Genomic DNA, 22,308 nt, shown 5'->3' on the forward strand with positions numbered 1-22,308 from the left:
AGGGAGTCGGAGCGCCGGGCGGGGAAAGCCCGCCCGGATCGAACCGAACCGGGCGAGCGCGTCAGCGGCGGACGAGTGTGAGGTAGCGAGGGACACGGCCCTCGCGGTAGGCCTTCGCCTCGTAGCGCGTGCCGGGCCAGTCCTGCCACGGCTCGGCAAGGTCCGCCTCGAGCGTGAACTCGGGATGGGTGGCGACGTGCGCCCGCGTCCAGTCCACGTAGTGCGGAATGTCCGAGGCGAAGCGGACCACACCGCCGGAGCGCACGGTCCGGGCCAGACGGTCGAGCCCGTCCGCCGAGATGAACCGGCGCTTCCAGTGGCGCTGCTTGTGCCACGGATCGGGGTAGAGGACGTCCACCCGGTCGAGCGAGGCGTCCGGCAGCCAGTCCAGCACCTGTCGCGCGTCGCCCATGTAGAGGCGCACGTTGGCGAGGCCCTCGGCCTGGATGGCGGCGGCCGTGCGCATCATCCCGGTCTCGAACGGCTCGACGCCGATGAGGCCGATGCCGGGCGTCGTCCGGGCGTGATGCAGGAGATGCTCGCCACCGCCGAAGCCGACTTCCAGCCGCACCGGGCGGTCCCCGAAGAGCGCCGCCAGATCGGCGGGCCGCGCGAGGTCCAGCGCGAGGCTGTCGTAGGCCGCATCGACCTTGTGCCCGTGGACGCGGCGGCGGCCGTAGAGGCCCTCCACCGGCGCCTTCTGCACCCGGCCGATCAGCGTTTTCTCGAAGTGGATGCGCTCGAACGTCGACATGCCGCTGCGCCGCGCCTCGCGGAAGCCGAGCTGGCGATAGAACTCGTGGTTCCGGGGAACGCGGGCGGTCGTGTAGAGCGTCAGCATGCGCGCGCCCGACCGGCGGGCATGCCGCTCGATCCGGCGCATCATCGCCTGACCGACGCCGCGGCCCGAGAAGGCCTTGGCGACGGCGACGACCTCGACGTCGATCACCCCGTCCCCCTCCGCATGCGCGACGAGGACGCCGCCCGGCTCCCCGCCGATGCTGGCGATGAGCACGGTGCGGGTGGCGATGGCGTCCGCGACGTCGAGCGACAGCGGCTCGGGGGGGCGACCGATGACGGCCTCCCGCCCCTCGAACGCGTCGACGATGATCGCGCGAACGGTCGCGCGATCACTCGGCTCGGCAGTGCGGATGTCGATGTCGGCCGATGGGGGCCGGGCGTCCGGAGACGCTGCCGGCCCGCCGGGGCCCCGCGCATGGTCTGCGAGGCCGAGCGCCATGTCAGGCGTTGCCGCGAAGAGCCTCGACAAGGTCGGTCCGCTCCCAGGAGAACCCGCCATCGGCTTCCGGCTCGCGGCCGAAGTGACCGTACGCGGCCGAACGGGCGTAGATCGGGCGGTTGAGCTGCAGCGTCTCACGGATGCCGCGGGGCGACAGGTCCATGGACTTCGCGATCGACCGCTCGATGGCTTCGTCGGTGAGGCCGTTCTTGGTGGTGCCGTGGGTGTCGACGTAGATCGACAGCGGCTGCGACACGCCGATGGCGTAGGCCAGCTGGATCGTGCAGCGGTCGGCCATGTCGGCGGCCACCACGTTCTTGGCGAGGTAGCGCGCGGCGTAGGCCGCCGAGCGGTCCACCTTCGTCGGATCCTTGCCGGAGAACGCGCCGCCGCCGTGCGGGGCCGCACCGCCGTAGGTGTCGACGATGATCTTCCGGCCCGTCAGGCCGCAGTCGCCGTCCGGCCCGCCGATGACGAACTTGCCGGTCGGGTTGATGTACCAGATCGTGTCGTCGGTCAGCCACTCGGTCGGCATCACCTCGCGGATGTACGGCTCGACGATGCCGCGCACGTCCTCGGAGGTGAGGTCCTCGTCGAGGTGCTGGGTCGAGAGGACGATCGAGGAGCAGGCCACGGGCTTGCCGTTCTCGAACTTCAGCGTGACCTGGCTCTTGGCGTCCGGGCCGAGCTTGGGCTCGGTGCCGTCGTGACGAACTTCGGCGAGACGCTTGAGGATCTGGTGGGAGTAGTAGATCGCCGCCGGCATGAGGACCGGCGTGTCGTTGCAGGCATAGCCGAACATGATGCCCTGATCGCCCGCGCCTTCGTCCTTGTTGCCGGAGGCGTCGACGCCCTGGGCAATGTGAGCGGACTGGGCGTGCAGGTGAACGGCCACGTCCGCCGTCTTCCAGTGGAAGCCGTCCTGCTCGTAGCCGATATCGCGGATCGCGTTGCGCGCGACTTCCTCGATCTTTTCAGGCGTAATGGAGTCCGGACCGCGGGTTTCGCCGGCGATGACAACGCGATTGGTGGTCGCGAGGGTCTCACATGCGACGCGCGCCTCGGGCATTTCTCCGAGGAAGAGATCGACGACCGCGTCGCTGATCCGATCGCACACCTTGTCGGGGTGCCCTTCCGAGACGGACTCACTCGAGAACAAGTAGGATTGCCGCGCCAATTGAGTATCTTTCCGGGTTTTGGGGCTCCGCCGCCCTGGGGACACACGCGCTGGCGAAAAACGCACAACGCACCGCTCCGCGAAAGGGGTCCATCGCGGGCGGCGCAACCATCAATCAGATCGCCATGTCTACGTCAACAGAGCGATGTAATTTCAACCCATTGAGCAGGTTGCATAACAGACGTGACTGAACCCTCAGTGGGTTACGGACGTTGTCCGTCAGCCAGAGTCTCCACAAGATCGATGATCCGGCGACGAATTCGCGCGTCCGAAATCCGGCTGAACGCCCGTGCCAGGGCGTGTGCTTCGCCACTCGGAACCTGTGGTAAGTCGAACGAGGCCGTCATATCCTCGGCGAAACCGTATTCCATATTCCGGTCCGGCTCGGGAGCATTGTCCTTCGCGTCTTCGAAGAAGTAGGCGACGGGGACGGAAAGAATTCGGGCGATCTCCTGGAGCCGGCTTGCGCCGATCCGGTTCGCACCCTTCTCGTATTTCTGGACTTGCTGGAAGGTCACACCAAGCTGGTCGCCCAGCTTTTCTTGCGTCATTCCGACCATCGTTCGGCGCAACTTCAGACGACTACCGACGTGAATATCGATCGGATTCGGCTGTTTGCGCGGCGCCATGACCTCAACCCGTTTCATATTCCCCTCAAACACGATGCGCTCCAACACAGTATCGAAGCGTTGCCGACCCGAAGGTCGCCTCGGGTTGCGGGAGACGAACAACCTTTACCCTACCTGGTTGCGTCGCCTCAAGTTAAAAGTGTTATCCGTGAAGTGCGGCGGGCTTGTCCCGTCCACACATTTATACGAATTGCCTTATGTCAGCCCGCGAACCGCCGTCTCGACGCAACCCACGCGAGTAGTAGGGCGACGATCAGGAAGAACGGCCCGTTACCCACACGCGAGTACAGCGTCGAGACACTTTCACTTAGCGAAATGTCACGAAAAGCCAACTGGTTTAGCAAAATTTCATTCATTACGCGTCCGTAGGGATCGATCAGGCCCGACAGGCCCGTATTCGCGACACGGACGGTGGGAAGCCCGGACTCGATCGCGCGCAGCCTGACAAGACGCAAGTGTTGGTACGGCCCCGGCGTGTCCCCGAACCAGGCATCATTTGTCAGGTTGACGATCCACTTCGGTCGATTACCACCCGACGGTTGCGCGAAAATCGCCTCGTAGCAAATAAGCGGACGAGCGTCGGGCAGACCCGGGACCTGCAAGATATCGCGGGGGTCCCCGGAGGCGAACTCGCTCGACCCTGCCGCGAGCGCATCCAGCCCCAGCCAGGACAACACGCCCGAAAAGGGCAAATACTCTCCGAACGGGACCAGGTGCGCCTTGTCGTACCGGTCGATACGTTCGCCGTCTTCGTTGATGACAAATATGCTATTGGTGGCGCGCTCGCCCGCGTCCGTGCGCTCCAGCTCCACCGCGCCGGTGATCAGCGTGCGGCCCGGCCCGAGCGCCCGCGCCAGGTCGTATTGTTCCAGGCTGGGCGTGCGGTAGATGAACGGCAGCGCCGTCTCCGGCCATACCACGACCGGCGGACGGGTCCCGTCCTCGCCCGGCTCCGCGGTGAGGTCGAGCAGCCTTGTCCAAATGTCCGCCCGGCTCGACGCCCGCCACTTTTCGTTCTGCGGAATGGACGGTTGCACGATGCGTACTCGCGCGCCGTCGAGCGGTTGTGCCTCCTGGGTGAGGCGGTTCGCGCCATAGGCGGCAATGACGGCCGTCAGCGCGAGAACGGCGCCCGACACACGCCACTCCCGCGCGAGGAGGAGCGCCGGCAGGCAGCCCAGCAGCACCGCGAACGGCGCCAGCCCGGCGACCCCCACCAGCGCGGCAGGCTGGACCAGCGGCAGCCAGGACGAGATCTGCGCCGCCGGGATGTTCCACGGAAAGCCGGTGAAGGCGAAGCCGCGGAGCCACTCCGTCAGCGCCAGCGCGGCGCACAATGCAACCGTCCGGCGCGCGAACCCCCGGGGCGCGAAGCCGGCGAGCGCAACCGCGAGGGCATGGAACGGCGCGAGGAGGAGCGGCAGGCCGACGACGGCAAGCGGCAGCAGCGCGCCGAACTTCTCCGCGTCGACGAGGAAGGCCTCGCCGATCCACCAGAGGCCGGCGAGGTGGAAGCCGAACCCGAACGCCGCGCCGAGCGCCGCGCGGTGCCAGATGCGCCGCCGGGCGCACGCGTCCCCCGCCGCCGCGAGAAGGGCGAGCCCGGAGTAGGCGGCGAGCGCCGGGAGGATGTCGAACGGAGGGAGGGTCAGCGCCAGGACGGCGCCGCAGAGGACGGCGGCCACGACCCGCGCCGAGGCCCACCGAAAGAGACGCGGGACGGAGGTGCCAGCGCCCTCCTCCCGGGACGGCGCGGCGGGACCGGGCCCGCGACGCGCCTTGTCGAGCGGCCGCAAGATCAGGCCGCGTCGTGCGAGCGCTCTTCCAGCGCTTCCTGGTGGATCGTGACCTTGACCCGCACGATACGTCGCAGATCCGCTTCCAGCACCTCGAACTCCACGCCTGGCAGGTCATCGGACGTGACGATCTCGCCGCGCACAGGCACCCGGCCGAGAAGGGCGAACACGACCCCGCCCAGGGTGTCGACGTCCTCGAACATGTCGTTCTCGGGGAAGGTGACGCCGGCCTCCTGCTGGAAGTCGTCGATGTCGACGCGCGCGTCGGCGATCCACGCCCCGTCGTCGGTACGCGTCAGCGTCGGCTCGTCGGGCCAGTCGTACTCGTCCTCGATGTCGCCGACGACAGTCTCGATCAGGTCCTCGAGCGAGACGAGGCCGTCCGTCCCGCCGTACTCGTCGACAACGAGGGCGAGCTGGGTGCGGTTGGCCTGCATGCGCACCATGAGGTCCATGGCCGGCATCGACGGCGGCACGAAGAGGATCGGCCGGATGATGTTCATCTTCGACAGCGGTCGCGAGAGATCGACGCTGCCGAGGCGGATGGCATCCTCGTCCATCGCCTCCTGCGCGACGCGGATCATCACGTCCTTGGCGTGCACGAAGCCGACCGGGTCGTCGAGCGTCTCGCGATAGACCGGCAGACGGGAATGCCCCGCCTCGCGGAAGGTCTTCATGAGGTCGCCGAGGGTGATCGTCTCGGGCACGGAGTCGATGTCGGCGCGCGGGATCATCACGTCGAGGATCCGGACGTCGCGCAGCGACAGGATGTTGAGGAGCAAACGCCGTTCCTCGGCGTTGAACATCGCGTCCTCTCCGCCCCCCTCATCATTGAGGGCCTGGGCGAGATTCTCGCGGAGGCCTTCGTTTCCACGAAGGCCGAAAGCCGTCAGAATGCGGTCGAACCAGCGTTCTTCGGACTCGCGGTGGTGATTTGCGGCGACCAGACCGTTCGGTCCGGCCGCGCGGGGACTATCAGCGTCGGCCATGGTCCTTTCGGCGCGAGAATGCGCCCCTTCAGCTCCCCTCATAGGGGTCGGCAATGCCGAGCCCTGCCAATAAACTTACTTCCACGCGCTCCATCTCCTCACGCTCCTCGTCGGTCATGTGATCGAACCCGAGGAGATGCAGCACGCCATGCACCGTCAGATGGGTGGTGTGGTCCGTCATCGAAATCCCCCTCTCCTTCGATTCCGCATCACAACGGTCGAACGAGATGGCGATGCCACCCAAAAAGCACGGTTCTCCGATCGTCACCGCCTCCCCCGAGGGGAACGCGAGGACATTCGTCGGCGCGTTCTTCTCCCGAAAGCGGGTGTTGAGGTCCTGCAACGCCGCGTCGTCGGAGAAGAGGACATCACACGAAGCATTATAGGACGGCGCGCTGCCCGAAGCTGCGATGGCCGTCAGCACCATGTCGGTGATTGCGACGGGGTCCATCGACGACCAGCGGGTATCGTCCGTCCGTACACTGGCCTGAAACGAGGCGGGACCAGCGGTCACGTCCTCATCGAGCATTTCGCTCACGGTTCATCCTGTCGCGCGGTTTCCTGATCATATGCTGCCACGATCCGTGCGACAAGCTCATGACGAACCACGTCCTCGGCCCGGAACCGGACGCGGCCGATGCCTTCGACGCCGTGCAGGACGCGCGTCGCCTCGTGCAGGCCGGAGATGGTGCCGCGCGGCAGGTCGACCTGTGACGGGTCGCCGGTGACGATCATGCGGCTGCCCTCGCCGAGACGGGTGAGGAACATCTTCATCTGCATCGACGTCGTGTTCTGCGCCTCGTCGAGGATCGCGACCGCGTGCGTCAGGGTGCGGCCGCGCATGAACGCGAGCGGCGCCACCTCGATCACGCCGCTCTGAAGACCGCGCTCGACCTTGTCGGCCGGCATCATCTCGTAGAGCGCGTCGTAGAGCGGGCGCAGGTACGGGTCCACCTTCTCCTTCATGTCGCCGGGCAGGAAGCCGAGGCGTTCGCCCGCCTCCACCGCCGGCCGCGACAGGATGATCCGCTCCACCAGACCCCGCTCGAGGCACTGCGCGGCGAAGGCGACGGCGAGGAAGGTCTTGCCGGTGCCGGCCGGGCCGACGCCGAACACCAGCTCGTTCTCCTCCATCGCGCGGATGTAGGTGTTCTGCGTCGGCGAACGGGCCTCGACGGTCTTCTTGCGCGTCGAGATCGAGCCGACGGAGCGCGGATGGTCGATGGACGGCAGCGACAGCTGGCGGTCCTTGGCGCGCGCCATGCGAACGGCGCCGTCGACGTCCGCGATGCGGATGTCGTGCCCCTTCTTGAGGCGCGAATACAGGTGCTGCAACGCAATCCGGGCCTGCGCGCACGCCTCCTCGGTGCCCTGGATCGAGACCTCGTTGCCGCGCGCGGCCGTGGTCACGTCGAGCTTGTTCTCCAGCACCGCGAGATGCTGATCGAACTGACCGAAGAGGTCCGAGGCGAGCCGGTTGTCGTCGAAGGCGAGTGTGACGGTCTCCACCTCCGATGGCATCGTCAAGCCGCTGCACTCCGTTCGGAGACCACCTCGCCGAACAGCGAGTTGCCTTCGGCTGCGGTGATCGCGACCTCCACGATGTCGCCGATCGCCCCCGCCGACGCCGGGACGTGGACCGGCTGCAGGTAGGGCGAGCGGCCGACCAGCTGGTCGCTCCGGCGCCCGGCCTTTTCCAGCAGGACCGGCACCCGTCGGCCGACGCAGCCGGCGTTGAACGCCTTCTGCTGCGCCGTCAGCAGGGCCTGCAGGCGCTGCAGCCGCTCACTCGCGACCTCGGCCGGGACCTGGTCCTCGCGGCTGGCTGCCGGAGTGCCGGGTCGCGGCGAATACTTGAACGAGTAAGCGGACGCATAGTTCACTTCGCGCACCAGCGTCATAGTCGCCTCGAAATCCTCGTCGCTCTCACCAGGGAAGCCGACGATGAAGTCGCCCGACAGCGCGAGATCGGGCCGGGCCTCGCGGATGCGGGCAATCAGCTCGGAATAGCGCGCGGCGGTGTGCTTGCGGTTCATCGCCTTCAAGACTCGATCCGAACCGGCCTGAACCGGCAAGTGCAAGTATGGCATCAGCTTGGGCTGATCGCGATGCGCCAAAACCAGATCTTCACCCATATCGTTGGGGTGGCTGGTGGTGAAACGGATGCGCGCCAGACCCTCGATGCCCGCGAGGCGGTCGACGAGGCCGGCGAGCGTCACCGTCCCGCCCTTCCCGTCCGCCCCGTGGTAGGCGTTGACGTTCTGGCCGAGCAGCGTGATCTCGCGCACGCCCCCGTCGACGAGCTGCAGCGCCTCGTCCATCACGTCCGCCATCGGCCGGGAGACCTCGGCGCCGCGGGTGTAGGGTACGACGCAGAAGGCGCAGAACTTGTCGCACCCTTCCTGCACCGTCAGGAACGACGTCACGCCGCGCGCGGTCACGCTGCGCCGGTTGGGGCGGGCGAGGTGCTCGAACTTGTCCTCGTCGAGGTCGGTCGCGACCGGCTTGGCCCCCTTCCCCGCCTCGGCGATGAGGTCGGGCAGGTGATGGTAGGCCTGCGGGCCGACGACGAAGTCGACGCGCGGCTGGCGGCGGATGATCTCCTCCCCCTCGGCCTGCGCGACGCACCCCGCGACACCGATCATCGTCGGCTCGCCGGAGGCGCCCACCGCGCCCTTGAGGCGGCCGAGCTCGGAATAGACCTTCTCGGCGGCCTTCTCCCGGATATGGCACGTGTTGAGGAGGACGAGGTCGGCGCCCTCCGCCTCGTCGACGACACGAAAGCCCGCCGCGCGCAGCTGATCGGCCATGCGCGTGGCGTCGTAAACGTTCATCTGGCAGCCGTAGCTCTTGATGAAGGCGCGCTTTTCCATGCCAGTCCTAATGGGGCTCCAACACGGCGTCGCTCTCCTTGAGCCGTCCCGCCGTCGCTTCTCCGACCAGGCGCCGCACGGTCGCCTCGACGGTCCGGGTCATGGCCTTGCGTTCGGCGCCGCCATTGAAGGGCACCGCCTCGCCGAAGGCCACGTTGACGTCGATGACACCATGCCGCAGTACCCACCACAGGTGCGACGCCATCTCCATGTCGCCGTACCACGCGACACGGGACTTATAAAACCGCCCGATCGGCATGCCGTCGAGGTGGGTGTAGTTGATGGCGAGCGGCTGCACCGTCGCCTGACCCTTGGCCGCCTCAATCGCCTTCGCCGCGCCGCCCACGAGCGACGACTTGAACGGCAGGACGTGCGTGCCGTTCGAGCTCGTCCCCTCCGCGAAGAGGACCATCACGTCGCCGCCGGCCATCCGCTCGGCAATCTCGCCCGCGACGGCGCCGGTCCTCGACCGCCGCTCCCGCTCGACGAAGACCGTGCGCTGCAGCTTGGCGAGGATGCCGAAGATCGGCCAGCCCGCCACCTCGGACTTGGCGATGTAGCTGAGCGGCATGATCGAACCGATCACCGTGATGTCGAGCCAGGACACGTGGTTCGCGGTGATGAGGAGCGGGCGCGCCGGCGACGGGGTGCCGTGGACGTGGACACGGATGCCGAGGAGCCAGATCGCGGCGCGGTGCCACCACCAGGGCAGCACCCGCAGCGCCCTGGTCCAGCCGAACGCCATGGCGACGAGCTGACAGGGGATCAGCACCAGCGATGTCACGATGAGGCCGAGGATCACGAAAACCGCGCGGATCAACGACACTAGGCAGAGGCTCCTGTGGGCAGCCCATGAAACTCGGGCTGTTTGAACGTCAGTTTCATGGTGAGCGCCTTTTGCCGGGCGCCCCCGCTCTTGGAATAGTAGTCCGGCCGCTCGCCCACCGTCTTGAACCCGGCCCTGGTGTAGAGCGCGACGGCGGAGGTGTTGCTGGGGTCGACCTCCAGGAACACGTCCGCGACGCGCTCGGCATAGAGATGGCGCAGCGCGCGGTCGAGCAACAGGCGGCCGACGCCGGACCGGCGCTGCCGTGGCGCGACCGCCATGGTCAGGATTTCCGCCTCGTCCGCGGCGCGGCGCACGGTGATGAACCCGATCGGCCGGCGGCTCGACGTCGCGCTGACGCGGCGGGCGACGAAGGTGGTGACGCCCGGACCGTCGTTCAGCGCCGCCATCTCGTCTGCCGACCAGGGGGCGAGGAAGGATTCCGCGTGGATCTCCTCCAGTGTGTCGTAGTCGGACGGGCGCACGGTATCGACCGCGCGGGGGACCGAGAATAGCCCCATGATCACAGAGGGAGAGCCTTCAACCGCATCCTGAGAGTTGGCCACAACCATCACGCCCGCGCCAGAACTTTATGCGTCTGGGGCCGGGCGTCGACGGGCGCGAGATAGAGCGGTGTGGGCTCCCGGCCATCCGGGTCCCCGCCCGCCAGCGCGGCGACCGCACGAAGGTCGATCCGCTCGATCACCTCGCCCTCGCCGAGCGCGGCCACGGCGTCCGCCGGACCGACCACGCCGGCGCCGACGTCCTTGGCGAGCTCCAGCGCCTCGTCGACGGCCATCCGCTTCATCTTGATCGGCCCCTCCACCGAGAGGAGCGCGAACACCGCGCCGTGCCGGGCGTCGATCGCCGCAAGGACCGAGCCGCCGGCCATGTGCGCCATGGCCTCGAGCGTGGTGACGCCCACCGCCGGGATCTGCCGCGCGAACGCGACACCCTTCGCGTAGGCGACGCCGACGCGAACGCCCGTAAAGGACCCCGGCCCGACGGTGACCGCTACGCGCGCGACGTCGTCGAAGCTGGCGCCCGCCTCGGCGAGAACGGCTGCGACATGGTCGACGATCGCCTCGGCGTCACCCTGCGCGGGTGCGCCGGCGTAGGCGGCGACGTGTCCCGCCTCGTCGATGAGCGCGGCCTGGCAATGCGCCAGGGCTGTGTCGATGGCGAGCGTGAAGGTCACGCGACGGGGCGAACCTCGCGGACCTCGGGGATGAAGTGCTTCAGCAGGTTCTGGATTCCCATCTGCAACGTCATCGTCGACGACGGGCAGCCCGCGCAGGCCCCGCGCATCGCCAGCGAGACGACGCCGTCGCGGTAGGCGCGGAAGATGATGTCGCCGCCGTCGCCGGCAACCGCCGGGCGGACCCGCTCGTCGAGGATCTCCTTGATCATCGCCACGGTGGAGGCGTCCTCCTCGAGGAAGTCCTCCTCACCGTCGGCCGTCGCCTCGACCACGGCGCCGTCCTCGATCACCGGGTCGCCCGAGAGGTAGTGCTCCATGATCGCGCCGAGCACGGCCGGCTTGAGGTGCGGCCAGGGCGTCGCGTCCTTGGATACGGAAATGAAGTCGGACCCCAGGAAGACGCCGGTGACGCCCTCCACCGCGAACAGGCGGCGGGCGAGCGGCGAGGAGGCCGCATCCTCCGGCGCGGTGTAGTCGAGGACGCCGGCGTCCATGACCGGCTTGCCGGGCAGGAACTTCAGCGTCTCGGGGTTCGGTGTGGCTTCGGTCTGAATGAACATCGATCTCTCTCTCCCCAGGCGGTTCAAAGGCCGCCGCGAAGTCTCCCCGGAACATAGGCGTACCGCCGCCTCGCCACAACGCCGCTCGGCAACCGCCTGTATGCCGGAGCCTATAACCCGTGTCTCATGCGGCGCCGCCAGCCTTGCCGCCCTGTACGGCGCGCCGCAGCACATTGATGTCCTGAAGGCCGGCCGCCGCGGGAATCTGCTCCACCACCTCGAAGATGTCCGACCAGGTGTCGCGGATATAGTCCGGGGAGTGCGCCGTGTAGCCGTACGCGTCCTCGACGCCGTCGTGGTTGGCGATGTCGACGCCATGGTCGGAGTAGATGATGCCGCGGGTGCGCAGATCCTCGTCCGAGACGCCGGTCCAGTAGGGCTGGCGGCGCTGCTCGCGCCGGTAACGCAGCGCCCGGTAACCCGAGGTCGTCACCACCGCGATGCCGCCTGGCCGCAGGATGCGGTGCAGCTCCGCGAGCCAGGGCCGCTGCCGCTCGTAGGGCAGATGGGTGAAGACCGAGACGCTGTAGAGCGCGTGGAACACCCGCGGCCGGTAGTGCAGCGGCGGGTCGTTCGGCGTCTGCCGGAACCGCACGTCGCTTACCGCCCGCTTCAGGTAGCCGATGCACCAGCCGCTGACGTCGCAGGCGTCGCTCGGGTAGCCGTGCCGGTACCGCAGCGGCATCACCAGCCGGCCGATGCCGCAGCCGAACTCGAGGATCCGCTTCTGGCTCAGGTCCGGCCCGCAGTGCCGCGTCAGCGCGGCGTGGATCCCGGCCGAGATCTCGTTGCCGATCCGCACGAAGTTCTCGGCCGCGTTCGGGCCGGGCTGCATCATGTTGCCGAACGGGGGCAGGCCGTAATGGTCCTGCCACTCGACGTCTTCCGTCATCGCCAACGCCCCCCGCCCCGTTTCGCCCTCGGTCCTAACGGAGCACCTAAGGCAGGCGGACGTCCACCCAGACGAGGCGGTGGTCGGACGCGGCGTTGAGCCGCGCCAGCGGATCGTGAGGGCGCGGCCAGAAGACACCCGCCCCGATCACCTCGAGGGAGCGCGTGGGAAGGACGTAGTCGACGCGCATCCCGCCGCCGAAATCGGCCGTCCGGTCCCCCTCGCTCCCCCGCGGCACAACGTCCTTGAGGCGCGGGTGGCGCAGCAGCGGCGACATGGCGCCGGGCCGGCTGTCACCGCGCCGCGGGTCGGCGTTGAGGTCGCCCATCACCACCGCATGACCCCCGCCCGCCCCGACGTCCACGGTGCCGCCCGCGGGTCCGGCGACGCCGGCGTCGTCCACCGCCCAGTCCGCCCCGTCGAGGATCGCTGCCAGCAGGCGGATCTCGTCGGCGTTGCGCCGCCCGTTCCAGTCCCGCGCGTCGTCGAACACCGGCGGGGTCGGGTGCGCCGCCAGCACCGTGATCGTCGCGCCGCCGACCGCGATCGGCGCCGCGAGGTGCGTCTTGGAGGACAGCGGCTGCACCGCCATCGCCGCGGTGGAATAGTAGTCCGCCGGAATCAGGCTCTCCGGCACATCGCGCCACAGGAGCCTCGCGAAGGTCCGCACCTCGCCGACGGGATGCACCGACAGGAGCGCGAAGGCGTACTGGCCCGGGTGGTGTCCGAACCCCAACGCGTCGTTCGGCCCCCCGGCCCGCCCGTCCCCGTCGAGGTCCACGCCGGACGGCACGCCCGTATTGCTCGGCGGAAAGACGGCGTAGGGGTAGCGGATCGGCTCAGCCCCGCCCTCGCCGACCTCGAGGAGCGCGCGGAACAGCGCCAGCGAGCGCTCCCCGGCGTCGCGGTCGAGCTCCTGCAGGAGGAGGACGTCCGGCCGCACCCGCTGGACGACTTCGGCGACGAGGCGCGCCTGTCCGTCCCCCGCTTCGAGCCGGGCGACCAGCCCTCCGGGCTCGTCGTCGGTCAGCGCGGCATTGAAGGTGGCAAATCGGACCGCACCGTCAGCCTTCGGCGCCGGAAGGCCCGCAGGTTGGGCCGCCGCCGGGACCGCCGTCACCCAAAGGGCCAGCAGGAACCGCCACATGACCGGCGCGCGATCGCGGTCACCCGTCACTCCCCGACGACGGAGAGGCGCCTGCGGTCGAACACCTTGAGGACGGAATCGAGGTCATGACCGCGCTTCAGGATCAGCCCGTGTCCCGAGACCACGGCCCACATGCCCTGCCGCTTGGACAGCTTCGGGGTTTTCGTCACGCGGTACATGGGGACCTCGCCCATGCGGCGGAAAATCGAAAAGACGGCCTGCTCCCTGCCGAAGTCCATCGCATAATCGCGCCACTCACCCGCAGCGACCATGCGTCCGTAGACCCTGAGGATCTGCGACAGCTCGGTCCTGTGGAACGCCACCATCGGCGGCACCGGGCTCCGCGCCGGCGACTGCGCCGGCAATTGGGGCCGAAGCTCCACGATCCGACTGTCCTCTCCGTCCGCCATCGGCTGCCTCCACGAACAGTTAGCCATCAAACCCTGCCGCCGATGGCGTCGAGGCGCAATCCTCTTGATTGCACACCGCCGTGGGCGCATGTGTCCAACCTGTGCGAACAATTCAACGTAGAAAACGATGAGCCAAGCAGAAACACGCGCCTTCGAAGCTGACGTCGCCCGCCTCCTGCACCTCATGGTGCACTCGGTCTACTCCAGTCCGGACGTGTTCTTGCGCGAGCTCATCTCGAACGCCGCGGACGCATGCGAAAAGCTGCGCCAGATGGCGCTGACCGATCCGGGCCTGACCGGCGGCGACACGCTTGCGATCGAAATCGTCCCCGATCCTGACGCCGGACGCCTCACCATCTCCGACAACGGCGTCGGCATGACGCGGGACGAACTGATCGACCACCTCGGCACCATGGCGCGGTCCGGCACCGAGAAGTTCCGCCAGGCGCTCGAGGAGAAGGATCAGGGCAAGGCCCTCATCGGCCAGTTCGGCGTCGGCTTCTATTCCGCCTTCATGGTCGCGACCGAGGTGTCGGTCGTCTCCCGCGCGGCCGGCTCGAGCGAAACCTGGCGCTGGACCTCGGACGGCTCGGGCGAGTTCACCATCGCCCCCGCCGAGGAAGGGCCCGAGCGCGGCACCCGCGTCGAGCTGACCCTGCGCGACGACCACAAGGAATACGCGCAGGCCGCCACCATCGAGCGGCTGGTGCGCCACCACTCCGCCCACGTCCCCGTGCCGATCAAGCTGCTGGCGGGCGAGGAGACACGTGAGCTCGTCGACGGCACCGCCCTCTGGGCCAAGCCGAAGTCCGAGATCAGCGACGAGGAATATACCGAGTTCTACCGCTTCACCGCCGGCGCCTTCGACGACCCGGCGCTGACGGTGCATGCCCGCGTCGAGGGGCGGCAGGAGTACACCTGCCTCCTGTTCGTACCGTCGATGCAGCCGTTCGACCTCTTCGACCCGGACCGCAAGGGCCGCATCAAGCTCTACGTCCGCCGCGTCTTCATCACCGACGACGCTCAGCTCCTGCCGCCATACCTGCGCTTCGTGCGCGGCCTCGTCGATTCGGAGGACCTGCCGCTCAATCTCAGCCGCGAGATGCTGCAGACCAACCCGACGCTGACGCAGATGAAGAGCGCGCTGGCCCGCCGCGTGCTCACCGAGATGCGCAAGCTCGCCGACACCGACGAGGAGACCTACGCCAAGGTGTGGGACGCGTTCGGCGCGGTCCTCAAGGAAGGCATCTACGAGGACGCGGAACGGCGCGACGAGCTCTTCGCCCTCACCCGCTTCCGCTCCACGACGCACCCCGAGGGCGGCCGCAAGCTCGCCCGCTACGTCGAGGACATGAAGCCCAACCAGACCGCGATCTACTACGCGGTCGGCGACGATCAGGCCCGTCTCGCCGCATCGCCGCACCTCGAGGGCTTCAAGGCCCGCGACGTCGAGGTGCTGCTGCTCTCCGACCCGGTCGACGCCTTCTGGGTGCGCACGGCGCTCGGCTTCGAGGGCAAGCCCTTCAAGTCCGTGACGCAGGGTTCGGCCGATCTCGAGCAGATCCCGGTCACCGACAAGCGCCACGTGCCGGATTCGGCCAAGGCGAGCGACATCGCCACCCTCTCAGCCCTCATCAAGGACACGCTGGGCGAGCGGGTCAGCGAGGTGAAGACCTCGACGCGGCTCGCCACCAGCCCCGCCTGCCTCGTCGCTTCGGACTTCGGCTACGACCTGCAGCTCGAGAAGATCGTCGGCCGCCAGGGCCAGGGCCTCGGCGCCAAGCCGATCCTGGAGCTGAACCCGTCGCACCCGCTGATCAAGACGCTCTCGGCGCGCGCAGCGACCGGCGGCGCGGCCGACACCATCGGCGATGCCGCCTGGCTCCTCCTCGGCGTGGCGCAGATCATGGACGGCGACGTCCCCTCCGATCCGGCCGAGTTCGCCGACAAGCTGGTGTCGGCGATGTCGGCCTACGTGAAGAGCCCGGCCCTGCCGGACCATGCCGACAGCATCGCGGTCGAGGGCGCCGACTCCGGCGGCGACGCCGCCTCCTGACCGCCGACCGGCGCCCGGTTCCGGCCGGGCCGCCGGCCATGACCGCGCCGGGCCCGGCCGCGCGCGGGTTGGTCAGGTCTCGCGATCCGGAACGGTCCCGCCCCGGACGGGGCGCTCTAGGCCGGACGGGCGGTAGCGGCTAACGTCGGGGGCTACCTTCGTCAGTTCCCGCAACGCCGGCTCCGCGGTCACAGTCTCCGACATGCCGTTCTCCACCGACTCGCTCCTCGCCCTGATCACGTTCGCGCTCGCCACCTCGTGGTCGCCGGGTCCGAACAACTTCATGCTCGCCTCCTCCGGCGCCACCTTCGGCTTCTGGCGCACGATCCCGCACGTCCTGGGCGTCGTGATCGGCTTTCCCATCATGCTGTTCATCGTGACGCTGGGGCTCGGCGAGGTGTTCCGCACGCAGCCCGCCGTGCGCGACGTCGTCGTCTGGGTCGGGCTGGTGGTGATGCTCTACCTCGCCCTTCGCATCGCCACGCAGCGCGTCGGCATCGCCAGGGACGCCGCCCGCCCGCTCGGCTTCCTCACCGTCTCGGCCTTCCAGTGGGTGAACCCGAAGGCGTGGGTGATGTCGATCGGCGTCGCGGCGACGTTCGCGTCCGGCCTCGCGCCGACGCGGGAGGCGGCGGCGACCGCCCTCGTCTTCGTCGTCTCCGGCAGCACCTCGGCGAGCGGCTGGGCGGCGGCCGGCGCGGCTCTCCAGCGCATCCTCGGACACGGGATGCGGCTGCGCGTCTTCAACGTCACGATGGGGCTCCTGCTCGCCGCGTCGGCGGTGTGGATGGTGCTCGATCGATGACGCTTGATGCGGCCGAAGAAACAGCGCATCACGCTGCGATGACCGCCCCGCAATCGCCGTTCGACCGCCTCCGCCGCATCCTCGCCGACATCCCGCCCGGCGCCCCGCCGATCGACTTCTCGATCGGTGCGCCCAAGCACGCCCCGCCCGAATTCATCGCCCGGGTGATCGCCGAGACGGCGGACCAGTTCCGCCCCTATCCGCCCATCGCCGGCAACGCCAGCTTCCAGCGTGCCGCCCACGACTGGCTGGACCGGCGCTACAGGCTCGGCGGCTGGTTCCGGGAGGCCGGCGCCCTCCTGCCGCTGTCGGGGAGCCGTGAAGGGCTCGTCCTCTCGGTGGTGACGGCGCGGGACTGGCTCGGCAAGTCGAACCCGGCGGTGCTCTACGCCAACCCCTACTATCAGGCCTACGTGAGCGCCGCGCACGTCATCGGCGCGGAGGGCGTGCCTGTGCGCACGCCGGACGGCCCCTCGCCGCTGCCCGACTTCGACGCCATCCCGGCCGAGACGCTCGACCGCGCGATCGCCTACTACTTCGGCTCGCCCTCGAACCCGCTCGGCTCCGTCGCCAGCAGGGCCGACTGGCACGCCCTGTTCGACCGGGCGGAGCGGCACGACTTCTTCGTCTTCGCGGACGAGTGCTACTCGGAGATCTACCGCGAGGCGTCCGGCCCGCCGGTGGGCGCGCTGGAGGTGGCGCGCGAGCGTCCGGAGGTGCTGAAGCGCCTCATCATGCTGAACTCCCTCTCGAAGCGGTCCAACCTCGCCGGCATGCGCGTCGGCATCGTCGCCGGCGACACCGAGGTGATCGGCGCGATGAAGGACCTGCGCAACCAGATCGCCCCGCAGGTGCCCCTGCCGCTGCAGGAGGCCGCGGCGGCCGCCTACGACGACGAGACCCACGTCGCCGAAAACCGCCGCCTCTACGACGAGAAGTTCGCCGCCGCCGAGGAGATCCTCGGCCCGCTGTTCGGGCCGGTCACCCCTGCGGGCGGCTTCTGCCTGTGGCTGAAGGTCGACGACGACCTCGCCGTCACCGAGACGCTGTGGCGCGAGGCGGGCGTGAAGGTCATTCCGGGAAGCCTGCTGGCGGCCGGCAAGGGGGCGGACAACCCCGGCGTCGGGCGCATCCGCATCGCCCTCGTGGCGCCCTATGCGGAGTGCCGCGAGGGGCTCGCCCGCATGGCCGCCGTGCTCGCGCCGAAGATGGCGGAGACGCAGGCCGCGCTCGGCTGATCCGCGGCGCCCGGCCCGTGTGCCTTCCCGGCCGGGCACGCGGACCGACCGGAGGGGGCGGCTCGCCGCCGCCCGACCGGCGGAACGATGTCATGGTGGCGAGGGGCCTGCCGTCGCGCGGGACGGCGAGGACCGGCGGCGGGACCGGTCAGACGATGGCGTCGATCTCGTCTTCCGTGAGGCCGCCCGGGACGATGGTGATCGGCACCGGGTAGGCGCCGGCCTGCCCGCCAGCGATGGCACTCACCAGCGGCCCAGGCCCTTCCGAACCCTGCGCCGCACCGAGGACGAGCACCATGATCGACGGGTCCTCGGCGATCGCCTGGCGGATCCCCTCGATGCGGTTGCCGATCACGACCTTGCGCTCCGGCTGAAGCGGCAGCTTCGGCGCCATCTTGGCGAGCACGCGGTCGAGCATCTCCTCGCCCTCCTGCTCGGCTTCCTCACGCATCAGGTTCTCGACGCCCAGCCAGTGCTGGAACTCCGAGGTGGCCGCCACACACAGGGCGACCACGGACGCGTTCGTCTTCGCCGCCCGCTTGCAGGCGTAGATGATCGCCAGCTCGCATTCGGGCGTGTCATCGACGATGACGAGGAACTTCCGGGTGGTCATCGACCGCCGGACCGACGCTTGTCACCAATCACCGGCTGGTAGTCGATCTCGAAGAGATCGGGATCGACGTCGACGCCGGTCGAGACGTTGTAGATCGACACGCTCGTCTCCTGCCCCTTGCCGTCGACCACGTTCCACTGCTTCAGCTCCTTGGTCTCGGAGTCGAAGAGCAGCGTCAGGGCGCCCTCGCCGAACGCGGTGTCCTCCTCGATGCGCACCGAGATGAGGTCCGGCGCGACCTTCACGTCCGTCACCTTCGCGTCCGCGGTGAGGTCGATCGTGTTGTCGAGCAGGAAGCGCAGCGGGGTCTTCGAGAGAGGCCAGATGTCCTGCGTGTTGCGGCGCCGGTCACGCACGGCGACGGACGTGCCGTCGGCGATGATGTCGAGCGATGACGGGCGGTCGTAGAAGAAGCGGACCTTGCCGGGGCGGGAGATCGCGAAGCGTCCCTGGGTCCGGGAGCCATCCGGCCCGAACTGGACGAACTCGCCCCGCATGGTCTGGATGCCGTTGAAGTACTGGTTGATTTCGGTAAGCGCCTCGTCGGTGGCAGCCTGTGCGTTCGCCGCGAGCGGCGCGGTGGCCAGGGCGGCGGCGAGAAGTACGTTGCGAACGAATGGTTTCATCGCTGTCCTCCGAGAAAGAGAGCCGACCCCTGTTTGCGAGGGTTCGCCTGTCAGGCCGGTGAATGAGCACACCGGACCGACCCTCGGCAACCATCACGTCACAGCCTTAACGAACTGTCACCATTGCCGACAGCATAGACGACGTCGCAATAAGGGAGCGTCAACCTGGAAAACGGTCTACCGGAGCCGGCGGCTGCGACCGATCCGCGCCGGACGGGCTCAACGTGACCGTGATGGGAACATGATCTGAATGCTTCTCATACGCGGCGAATTGGCCGATGTCCACGCTTGTCCAGGTGACCCCGGGTGGGGTCAGGACGTAGTCAATCGTGAACTCGCCATAGTGGTTCCGGAAGGTCCGCCGACTTTCCCGGCCAAGCTCCTCCCGCCGCTCCGCATGCCACACACTTCGAAGGCCAAGCGCCCGAATGTGCGCGAAGAACGGCCTTGACCTCGCGAGTCCCCCGCCGACCCCGTGCATGTTGAAGTCGCCGGCCCAGATGCAGCGCTCCCGGTCCAGCGACGGCGCAAGGTCATCGATCGCGGCAATACCTGTTCTCGTTCTCGCGACGGAGCCGGTGTGCCCCTTGCGCACGCAGCAGCCGACGACCTGCAGCGCCTCGTCGCCCCGCACAGCGCGGAAGGGAAGGAAGACCGGGTGATCCGTGACGGCCGGCAACGGCTCGACCGACCAGCCGCCGAAGCCGACCACCGCGACCCCGGTCGGCTTGCGTCGGGGGGACGCGGTCGGACCGCCGCGCCACAGTGCGTTCGGCGCGAATGCAGCGACGGTGCGCTCCGGCGTCTCGGTGAGGATCGCGACGTCGGCGTGGAGCGAGCGCACGACCTCCGGGGCGGCGAAGCCCCGCGTGTTCCAGGTGACGAGGCGCATCATGTCGCGCCCGGCGCTTCGACTCGAGGGCGGAGGCGGATGGTGCCGCGAGGCGGGCCGTCAGGCCGCCTCGCCCTCCGCCGGGACCAGGATGTCGCGCTTGCCCGCGTTGTTGGCGGGGCTGACGACGCCCTCCTTCTCCATCCGCTCGATCAGGGTCGCGGCGCGGTTGTAGCCGATCGACAGGCGGCGCTGGATGTAGCTCGTGGAGGCCTTGCGGTCGCGCAGGACCAGCGCGACGGCGCGGTCGTAGAGGTCCTCGGACTCGGACATCGCGTCGAGACCGGTCGAGCCGCTGCCGCCGCCCTCCTCCTCGTCCTCGTCGTCCTCCTCCAGCACCGAGTGGAGGTACTCCGGCGCGCCCTGCGACCGCAGGTGCGCCACGACGTCCTCGACCTCCTCGTCCGACACGAACGGGCCGTGGACGCGCTGGATGCGCCCGCCGCTCGCCATGTAGAGCATGTCGCCCATGCCGAGGAGCTGCTCGGCGCCCATCTCGCCGAGGATGGTGCGGCTGTCGATCTTCGACGTCACCGCGAACGAGATACGGGTCGGGAAGTTCGCCTTGATGGTGCCCGTGATGACGTCCACCGACGGGCGCTGCGTGGCCATGATGAGGTGGATGCCGGCCGCACGCGCCATCTGCGCGAGGCGCTGGATCGCCCCTTCGATCTCCTTGCCCGCGACCAGCATGAGGTCGGCCATCTCGTCGACGATGACGACGATGAAGGGCATCGGGTCGAGGTCGAGCACCTCCTCCTCGAAGATCGCCTCGCCGGTGTGCCTGTCGAAGCCGGTCTGCACCAGACGCGACAGCGGCTCGCCCTGACGCTGGCTCTCCTTGAGGCGCGCGTTGTAGCCGTCGATGTTGCGCACGCCCAGCTTGGCCATCTTGCGGTAGCGGTCTTCCATCTCCCGCACCGCCCAGCGCAGCGCCGACACCGCCTTCTTCGGGTCCGTCACCACCGGGGTCAGCAGGTGCGGGATGCCGTCGTAGACCGAGAGCTCCAGCATCTTCGGGTCGATGAGGATGATCCGGCAGTGCTCAGGCCGGTGATGGTAGAGGAGCGACAGGATCATCGTGTTGATCGAGACCGACTTGCCCGAGCCCGTCGTACCGGCGACCAGCAGGTGCGGCATGCGGGCGAGGTCGGCGATGACGGCCTCGCCGCCGATCGTCTTGCCGAGGCACATCGGCAGCTTCTGCTTGGTGCGCTCGAAGTCCTCGGAGGCCAAGAGCTCCCTGAGGAACACCGTCACGCGCCGCGTGTTCGGCAGCTCGATGCCGATGGCGTTCTTGCCCGGGATCACCGCGACGCGGGCCGACACCGCGCTCATCGAGCGGGCGATGTCGTCGGCGAGGCCGATGACGCGTGACGACTTGATGCCCGGCGCCGGCTCCAGCTCGTAGAGGGTGACGACGGGGCCGGGGCGCACGTTGATGATGACGCCCTTCACGCCGAAGTCGGCCAGCACGCCTTCCAGGACGCGGGCATTGGCCTCGAGCGCGTCCTCGCTCAGCTCGCGGTCCTGCCGGTCGGCGGGTGGCGAGGTCAGGAGGGCGAGCGGCGGGAACTCGTAGTCGCCGCTGTTGAGGAAGCTCGGCTGCGCCTCCTTCACGACGCGGCGGCCGGGCTTCATCGGCTCGGCGGCCGGCGTCACGCGGCTGTTGTCGACCACGGCGGTCGGCGCCCGCGCGAAGCCCTGCTGCACAGGCGCGTCGTAGTCGTCCTCGTCGTCGTAGTCGTCCCCGTCGTCCGCGTAGGCCTCGGTCTGGCGGGTGTCGCGGGCGGCGGAGGCCTGGCGGACGGGCTCGTCGAACTCCTCCTCGTCGGCGTAGTCCACCCCGTCCTCGTCGTCGGCGTACTCGTCCTCGTAGCGCGCGGCTTCCGGGGAGGCGTCGTGACGCTCGTCTTCGTAGGCGGCCTCGTCCTCGTACCCGGGCTCGTCCTCGTAGCGCTCCTCGTCGTAGCGCTCGTCCTCGGCCATGCCGTCGACGCCGGCGAGGTCCTCGTAGTCGTCGGCGAGCTCGGCCTCCTCGATCGGCTCCAGCCCCTGATGGGGCGCGCCGCGGCGCTCGACGGCGGCCATCGCCTCCTCGTCCCAGGGCTCGGAATCGTCGACGATCTTCTCCTGCAGGCCGACGCTCTCGCGGGCGGACGCCTCGTAGCGGGCCTCGGTGCCGGGCGCGGGCTGGAGCTGCTGCAGGCGCGCGGCGGGCCCGCGCAGCGGCCGGTTGAAGGCGACGCCGGCGGCGGCGCCCATCATCGCGCCCGCGGCGGCCCCGTTCATCGCCCCGGCGGCAGCGGCGGCGGCTCCCACCGCGGCCCCGGCGACG

At 69.0% G+C, this 22,308-nt stretch carries 22 protein-coding genes; 3 read left to right on the plus strand and 19 right to left on the minus strand.

Annotated features, from left to right (window positions below):
- Window positions 1–61 precede the first annotated feature (61 nt).
- The 15 genes from DLJ53_RS36570 to DLJ53_RS30990 all read right to left on the minus strand — a co-directional run bounded on the left by DLJ53_RS36570 (window position 62) and on the right by DLJ53_RS30990 (window position 13,740).
- Window positions 62–1,270 (minus strand): GNAT family N-acetyltransferase, encoded by a 1,209-nt coding sequence (locus DLJ53_RS36570; protein WP_162409724.1) that lies wholly within the window; start codon window positions 1,268–1,270, stop codon window positions 62–64.
- Entirely contained in the window at window positions 1,242–2,417 is a 1,176-nt protein-coding gene (gene metK / locus DLJ53_RS30925) for a methionine adenosyltransferase (protein WP_111352181.1), read from the minus strand. The genes DLJ53_RS36570 and metK overlap by 29 nt, the downstream gene beginning before the upstream one ends.
- 203 nt (window positions 2,418–2,620) lie before the next feature.
- Window positions 2,621–3,046, minus strand: a complete 426-nt coding sequence (locus DLJ53_RS30930; RefSeq protein ID WP_111352208.1) for a helix-turn-helix domain-containing protein — start codon at window positions 3,044–3,046, stop codon at window positions 2,621–2,623.
- A 200-nt stretch (window positions 3,047–3,246) separates the two neighbouring features.
- Window positions 3,247–4,731, minus strand: coding sequence for an apolipoprotein N-acyltransferase (gene lnt / locus DLJ53_RS30935; protein ID WP_162409726.1), 1,485 nt, complete (start codon window positions 4,729–4,731; stop codon window positions 3,247–3,249).
- A 113-nt stretch (window positions 4,732–4,844) separates the two neighbouring features.
- Window positions 4,845–5,648 carry a hemolysin family protein gene (locus tag DLJ53_RS30940; RefSeq protein WP_202913448.1) on the minus strand — a complete coding sequence of 268 codons (804 nt, stop codon included), beginning with the start codon at window positions 5,646–5,648 and terminating at the stop codon, window positions 4,845–4,847.
- 211 nt (window positions 5,649–5,859) lie between these two features.
- Window positions 5,860–6,360 carry an rRNA maturation RNase YbeY gene (gene ybeY, locus DLJ53_RS30945; protein ID WP_111352184.1) on the minus strand — a complete coding sequence of 167 codons (501 nt, stop codon included), beginning with the start codon at window positions 6,358–6,360 and terminating at the stop codon, window positions 5,860–5,862.
- Window positions 6,361–6,365: 5 nt separating this feature from the next.
- Window positions 6,366–7,352: a PhoH family protein gene (locus DLJ53_RS30950; protein WP_111352185.1), complete on the minus strand. Its 987-nt coding sequence runs from the start codon at window positions 7,350–7,352 to the stop codon at window positions 6,366–6,368.
- A 2-nt stretch (window positions 7,353–7,354) separates the two neighbouring features.
- A complete protein-coding gene (gene miaB, locus DLJ53_RS30955; RefSeq protein WP_111352186.1) occupies window positions 7,355–8,704 on the minus strand; it encodes a tRNA (N6-isopentenyl adenosine(37)-C2)-methylthiotransferase MiaB in 1,350 nt (449 codons plus the stop codon).
- A gap of 7 nt (window positions 8,705–8,711) precedes the next feature.
- The gene (gene olsA, locus DLJ53_RS30960) at window positions 8,712–9,530 is read right to left on the minus strand and encodes a lyso-ornithine lipid O-acyltransferase (protein WP_226582967.1); all 819 of its coding nucleotides are present in this window, start codon (window positions 9,528–9,530) and stop codon (window positions 8,712–8,714) included.
- Complete coding sequence (locus tag DLJ53_RS30965; protein ID WP_226583040.1) at window positions 9,530–10,051, minus strand: GNAT family N-acetyltransferase; 522 nt, start codon at window positions 10,049–10,051, stop codon at window positions 9,530–9,532. The genes olsA and DLJ53_RS30965 overlap by 1 nt, the downstream gene beginning before the upstream one ends.
- A gap of 50 nt (window positions 10,052–10,101) precedes the next feature.
- Complete coding sequence (gene tsaB, locus DLJ53_RS30970) at window positions 10,102–10,728, minus strand: tRNA (adenosine(37)-N6)-threonylcarbamoyltransferase complex dimerization subunit type 1 TsaB (RefSeq protein ID WP_162409728.1); 627 nt, start codon at window positions 10,726–10,728, stop codon at window positions 10,102–10,104.
- Complete coding sequence (locus DLJ53_RS30975) at window positions 10,725–11,291, minus strand: NifU family protein (RefSeq protein WP_111352188.1); 567 nt, start codon at window positions 11,289–11,291, stop codon at window positions 10,725–10,727. Before DLJ53_RS30975 ends, tsaB begins: the two co-directional genes overlap by 4 nt.
- Before the next feature lie 124 nt (window positions 11,292–11,415).
- The gene (locus DLJ53_RS30980) at window positions 11,416–12,183 is read right to left on the minus strand and encodes a class I SAM-dependent methyltransferase (RefSeq protein WP_146620151.1); all 768 of its coding nucleotides are present in this window, start codon (window positions 12,181–12,183) and stop codon (window positions 11,416–11,418) included.
- Window positions 12,184–12,229: 46 nt separating this feature from the next.
- A complete protein-coding gene (locus DLJ53_RS30985) occupies window positions 12,230–13,330 on the minus strand; it encodes an endonuclease/exonuclease/phosphatase family protein (RefSeq protein ID WP_111352211.1) in 1,101 nt (366 codons plus the stop codon).
- A gap of 26 nt (window positions 13,331–13,356) precedes the next feature.
- The gene (locus DLJ53_RS30990; RefSeq protein WP_111352190.1) at window positions 13,357–13,740 is read right to left on the minus strand and encodes a DUF2794 domain-containing protein; all 384 of its coding nucleotides are present in this window, start codon (window positions 13,738–13,740) and stop codon (window positions 13,357–13,359) included.
- A gap of 127 nt (window positions 13,741–13,867) precedes the next feature.
- Here DLJ53_RS30990 and htpG point away from each other — a divergent pair, with 127 nt between their 5' ends.
- The 3 genes from htpG to DLJ53_RS31005 all read left to right on the plus strand — a co-directional run bounded on the left by htpG (window position 13,868) and on the right by DLJ53_RS31005 (window position 17,839).
- Entirely contained in the window at window positions 13,868–15,796 is a 1,929-nt protein-coding gene (gene htpG, locus DLJ53_RS30995) for a molecular chaperone HtpG (protein ID WP_111352191.1), read from the plus strand.
- Window positions 15,797–15,998: 202 nt separating this feature from the next.
- Window positions 15,999–16,601: a LysE family translocator gene (locus DLJ53_RS31000; RefSeq protein ID WP_111352192.1), complete on the plus strand. Its 603-nt coding sequence runs from the start codon at window positions 15,999–16,001 to the stop codon at window positions 16,599–16,601.
- A complete protein-coding gene (locus tag DLJ53_RS31005; protein ID WP_244935197.1) occupies window positions 16,598–17,839 on the plus strand; it encodes an aminotransferase class I/II-fold pyridoxal phosphate-dependent enzyme in 1,242 nt (413 codons plus the stop codon). Before DLJ53_RS31000 ends, DLJ53_RS31005 begins: the two co-directional genes overlap by 4 nt.
- Window positions 17,840–17,987: 148 nt before the next feature.
- Here DLJ53_RS31005 and DLJ53_RS31010 read toward each other — a convergent pair whose 3' ends face one another.
- The 4 genes from DLJ53_RS31010 to DLJ53_RS31025 form a co-directional block, all read right to left on the minus strand.
- Window positions 17,988–18,452 (minus strand): universal stress protein, encoded by a 465-nt coding sequence (locus DLJ53_RS31010; protein WP_111352194.1) that lies wholly within the window; start codon window positions 18,450–18,452, stop codon window positions 17,988–17,990.
- Window positions 18,449–19,078, minus strand: coding sequence for a LolA family protein (locus DLJ53_RS31015; protein WP_111352195.1), 630 nt, complete (start codon window positions 19,076–19,078; stop codon window positions 18,449–18,451). Before DLJ53_RS31015 ends, DLJ53_RS31010 begins: the two co-directional genes overlap by 4 nt.
- Before the next feature lie 160 nt (window positions 19,079–19,238).
- Complete coding sequence (locus DLJ53_RS31020; protein ID WP_111352196.1) at window positions 19,239–19,973, minus strand: endonuclease/exonuclease/phosphatase family protein; 735 nt, start codon at window positions 19,971–19,973, stop codon at window positions 19,239–19,241.
- A gap of 57 nt (window positions 19,974–20,030) precedes the next feature.
- Window positions 20,031–22,308, minus strand: a 2,278-nt coding sequence (locus DLJ53_RS31025) for a DNA translocase FtsK (protein ID WP_111352212.1), incomplete at its 5' end; no start/stop codon positions are given.

The organism is Acuticoccus sediminis (genome assembly GCF_003258595.1).
GTDB classification, from domain to species: Bacteria; Pseudomonadota; Alphaproteobacteria; order Rhizobiales; family Amorphaceae; genus Acuticoccus; species Acuticoccus sediminis.

Excerpts from the sequence above, each read along its gene's own strand:
- DLJ53_RS31000 (WP_111352192.1), top strand. The coding sequence starts at position 15,999 with ATGCCGTTCTCCACCGACTCGCTCCTCGCCCTGATCACGTTCGCGCTC.
- DLJ53_RS30985 (WP_111352211.1), bottom strand. The coding sequence starts at position 13,330 with ATGTGGCGGTTCCTGCTGGCCCTTTGGGTGACGGCGGTCCCGGCGGCG.
- DLJ53_RS30965 (WP_226583040.1), bottom strand. The coding sequence starts at position 10,051 with ATGGGGCTATTCTCGGTCCCCCGCGCGGTCGATACCGTGCGCCCGTCC.
- DLJ53_RS31020 (WP_111352196.1), bottom strand. The coding sequence starts at position 19,973 with ATGATGCGCCTCGTCACCTGGAACACGCGGGGCTTCGCCGCCCCGGAG.
- DLJ53_RS31005 (WP_244935197.1), top strand. The coding sequence starts at position 16,598 with ATGACGCTTGATGCGGCCGAAGAAACAGCGCATCACGCTGCGATGACC.
- DLJ53_RS30930 (WP_111352208.1), bottom strand. The coding sequence starts at position 3,046 with ATGGCGCCGCGCAAACAGCCGAATCCGATCGATATTCACGTCGGTAGT.
- ybeY (WP_111352184.1), bottom strand. The coding sequence starts at position 6,360 with ATGCTCGATGAGGACGTGACCGCTGGTCCCGCCTCGTTTCAGGCCAGT.
- DLJ53_RS30940 (WP_202913448.1), bottom strand. The coding sequence starts at position 5,648 with ATGTTCAACGCCGAGGAACGGCGTTTGCTCCTCAACATCCTGTCGCTG.
- DLJ53_RS30975 (WP_111352188.1), bottom strand. The coding sequence starts at position 11,291 with ATGTTCATTCAGACCGAAGCCACACCGAACCCCGAGACGCTGAAGTTC.
- DLJ53_RS31010 (WP_111352194.1), bottom strand. The coding sequence starts at position 18,452 with ATGACCACCCGGAAGTTCCTCGTCATCGTCGATGACACGCCCGAATGC.
- miaB (WP_111352186.1), bottom strand. The coding sequence starts at position 8,704 with ATGGAAAAGCGCGCCTTCATCAAGAGCTACGGCTGCCAGATGAACGTT.
- DLJ53_RS30950 (WP_111352185.1), bottom strand. The coding sequence starts at position 7,352 with ATGCCATCGGAGGTGGAGACCGTCACACTCGCCTTCGACGACAACCGG.
- htpG (WP_111352191.1), top strand. The coding sequence starts at position 13,868 with ATGAGCCAAGCAGAAACACGCGCCTTCGAAGCTGACGTCGCCCGCCTC.
- DLJ53_RS30990 (WP_111352190.1), bottom strand. The coding sequence starts at position 13,740 with ATGGCGGACGGAGAGGACAGTCGGATCGTGGAGCTTCGGCCCCAATTG.
- DLJ53_RS30980 (WP_146620151.1), bottom strand. The coding sequence starts at position 12,183 with ATGACGGAAGACGTCGAGTGGCAGGACCATTACGGCCTGCCCCCGTTC.
- DLJ53_RS31015 (WP_111352195.1), bottom strand. The coding sequence starts at position 19,078 with ATGAAACCATTCGTTCGCAACGTACTTCTCGCCGCCGCCCTGGCCACC.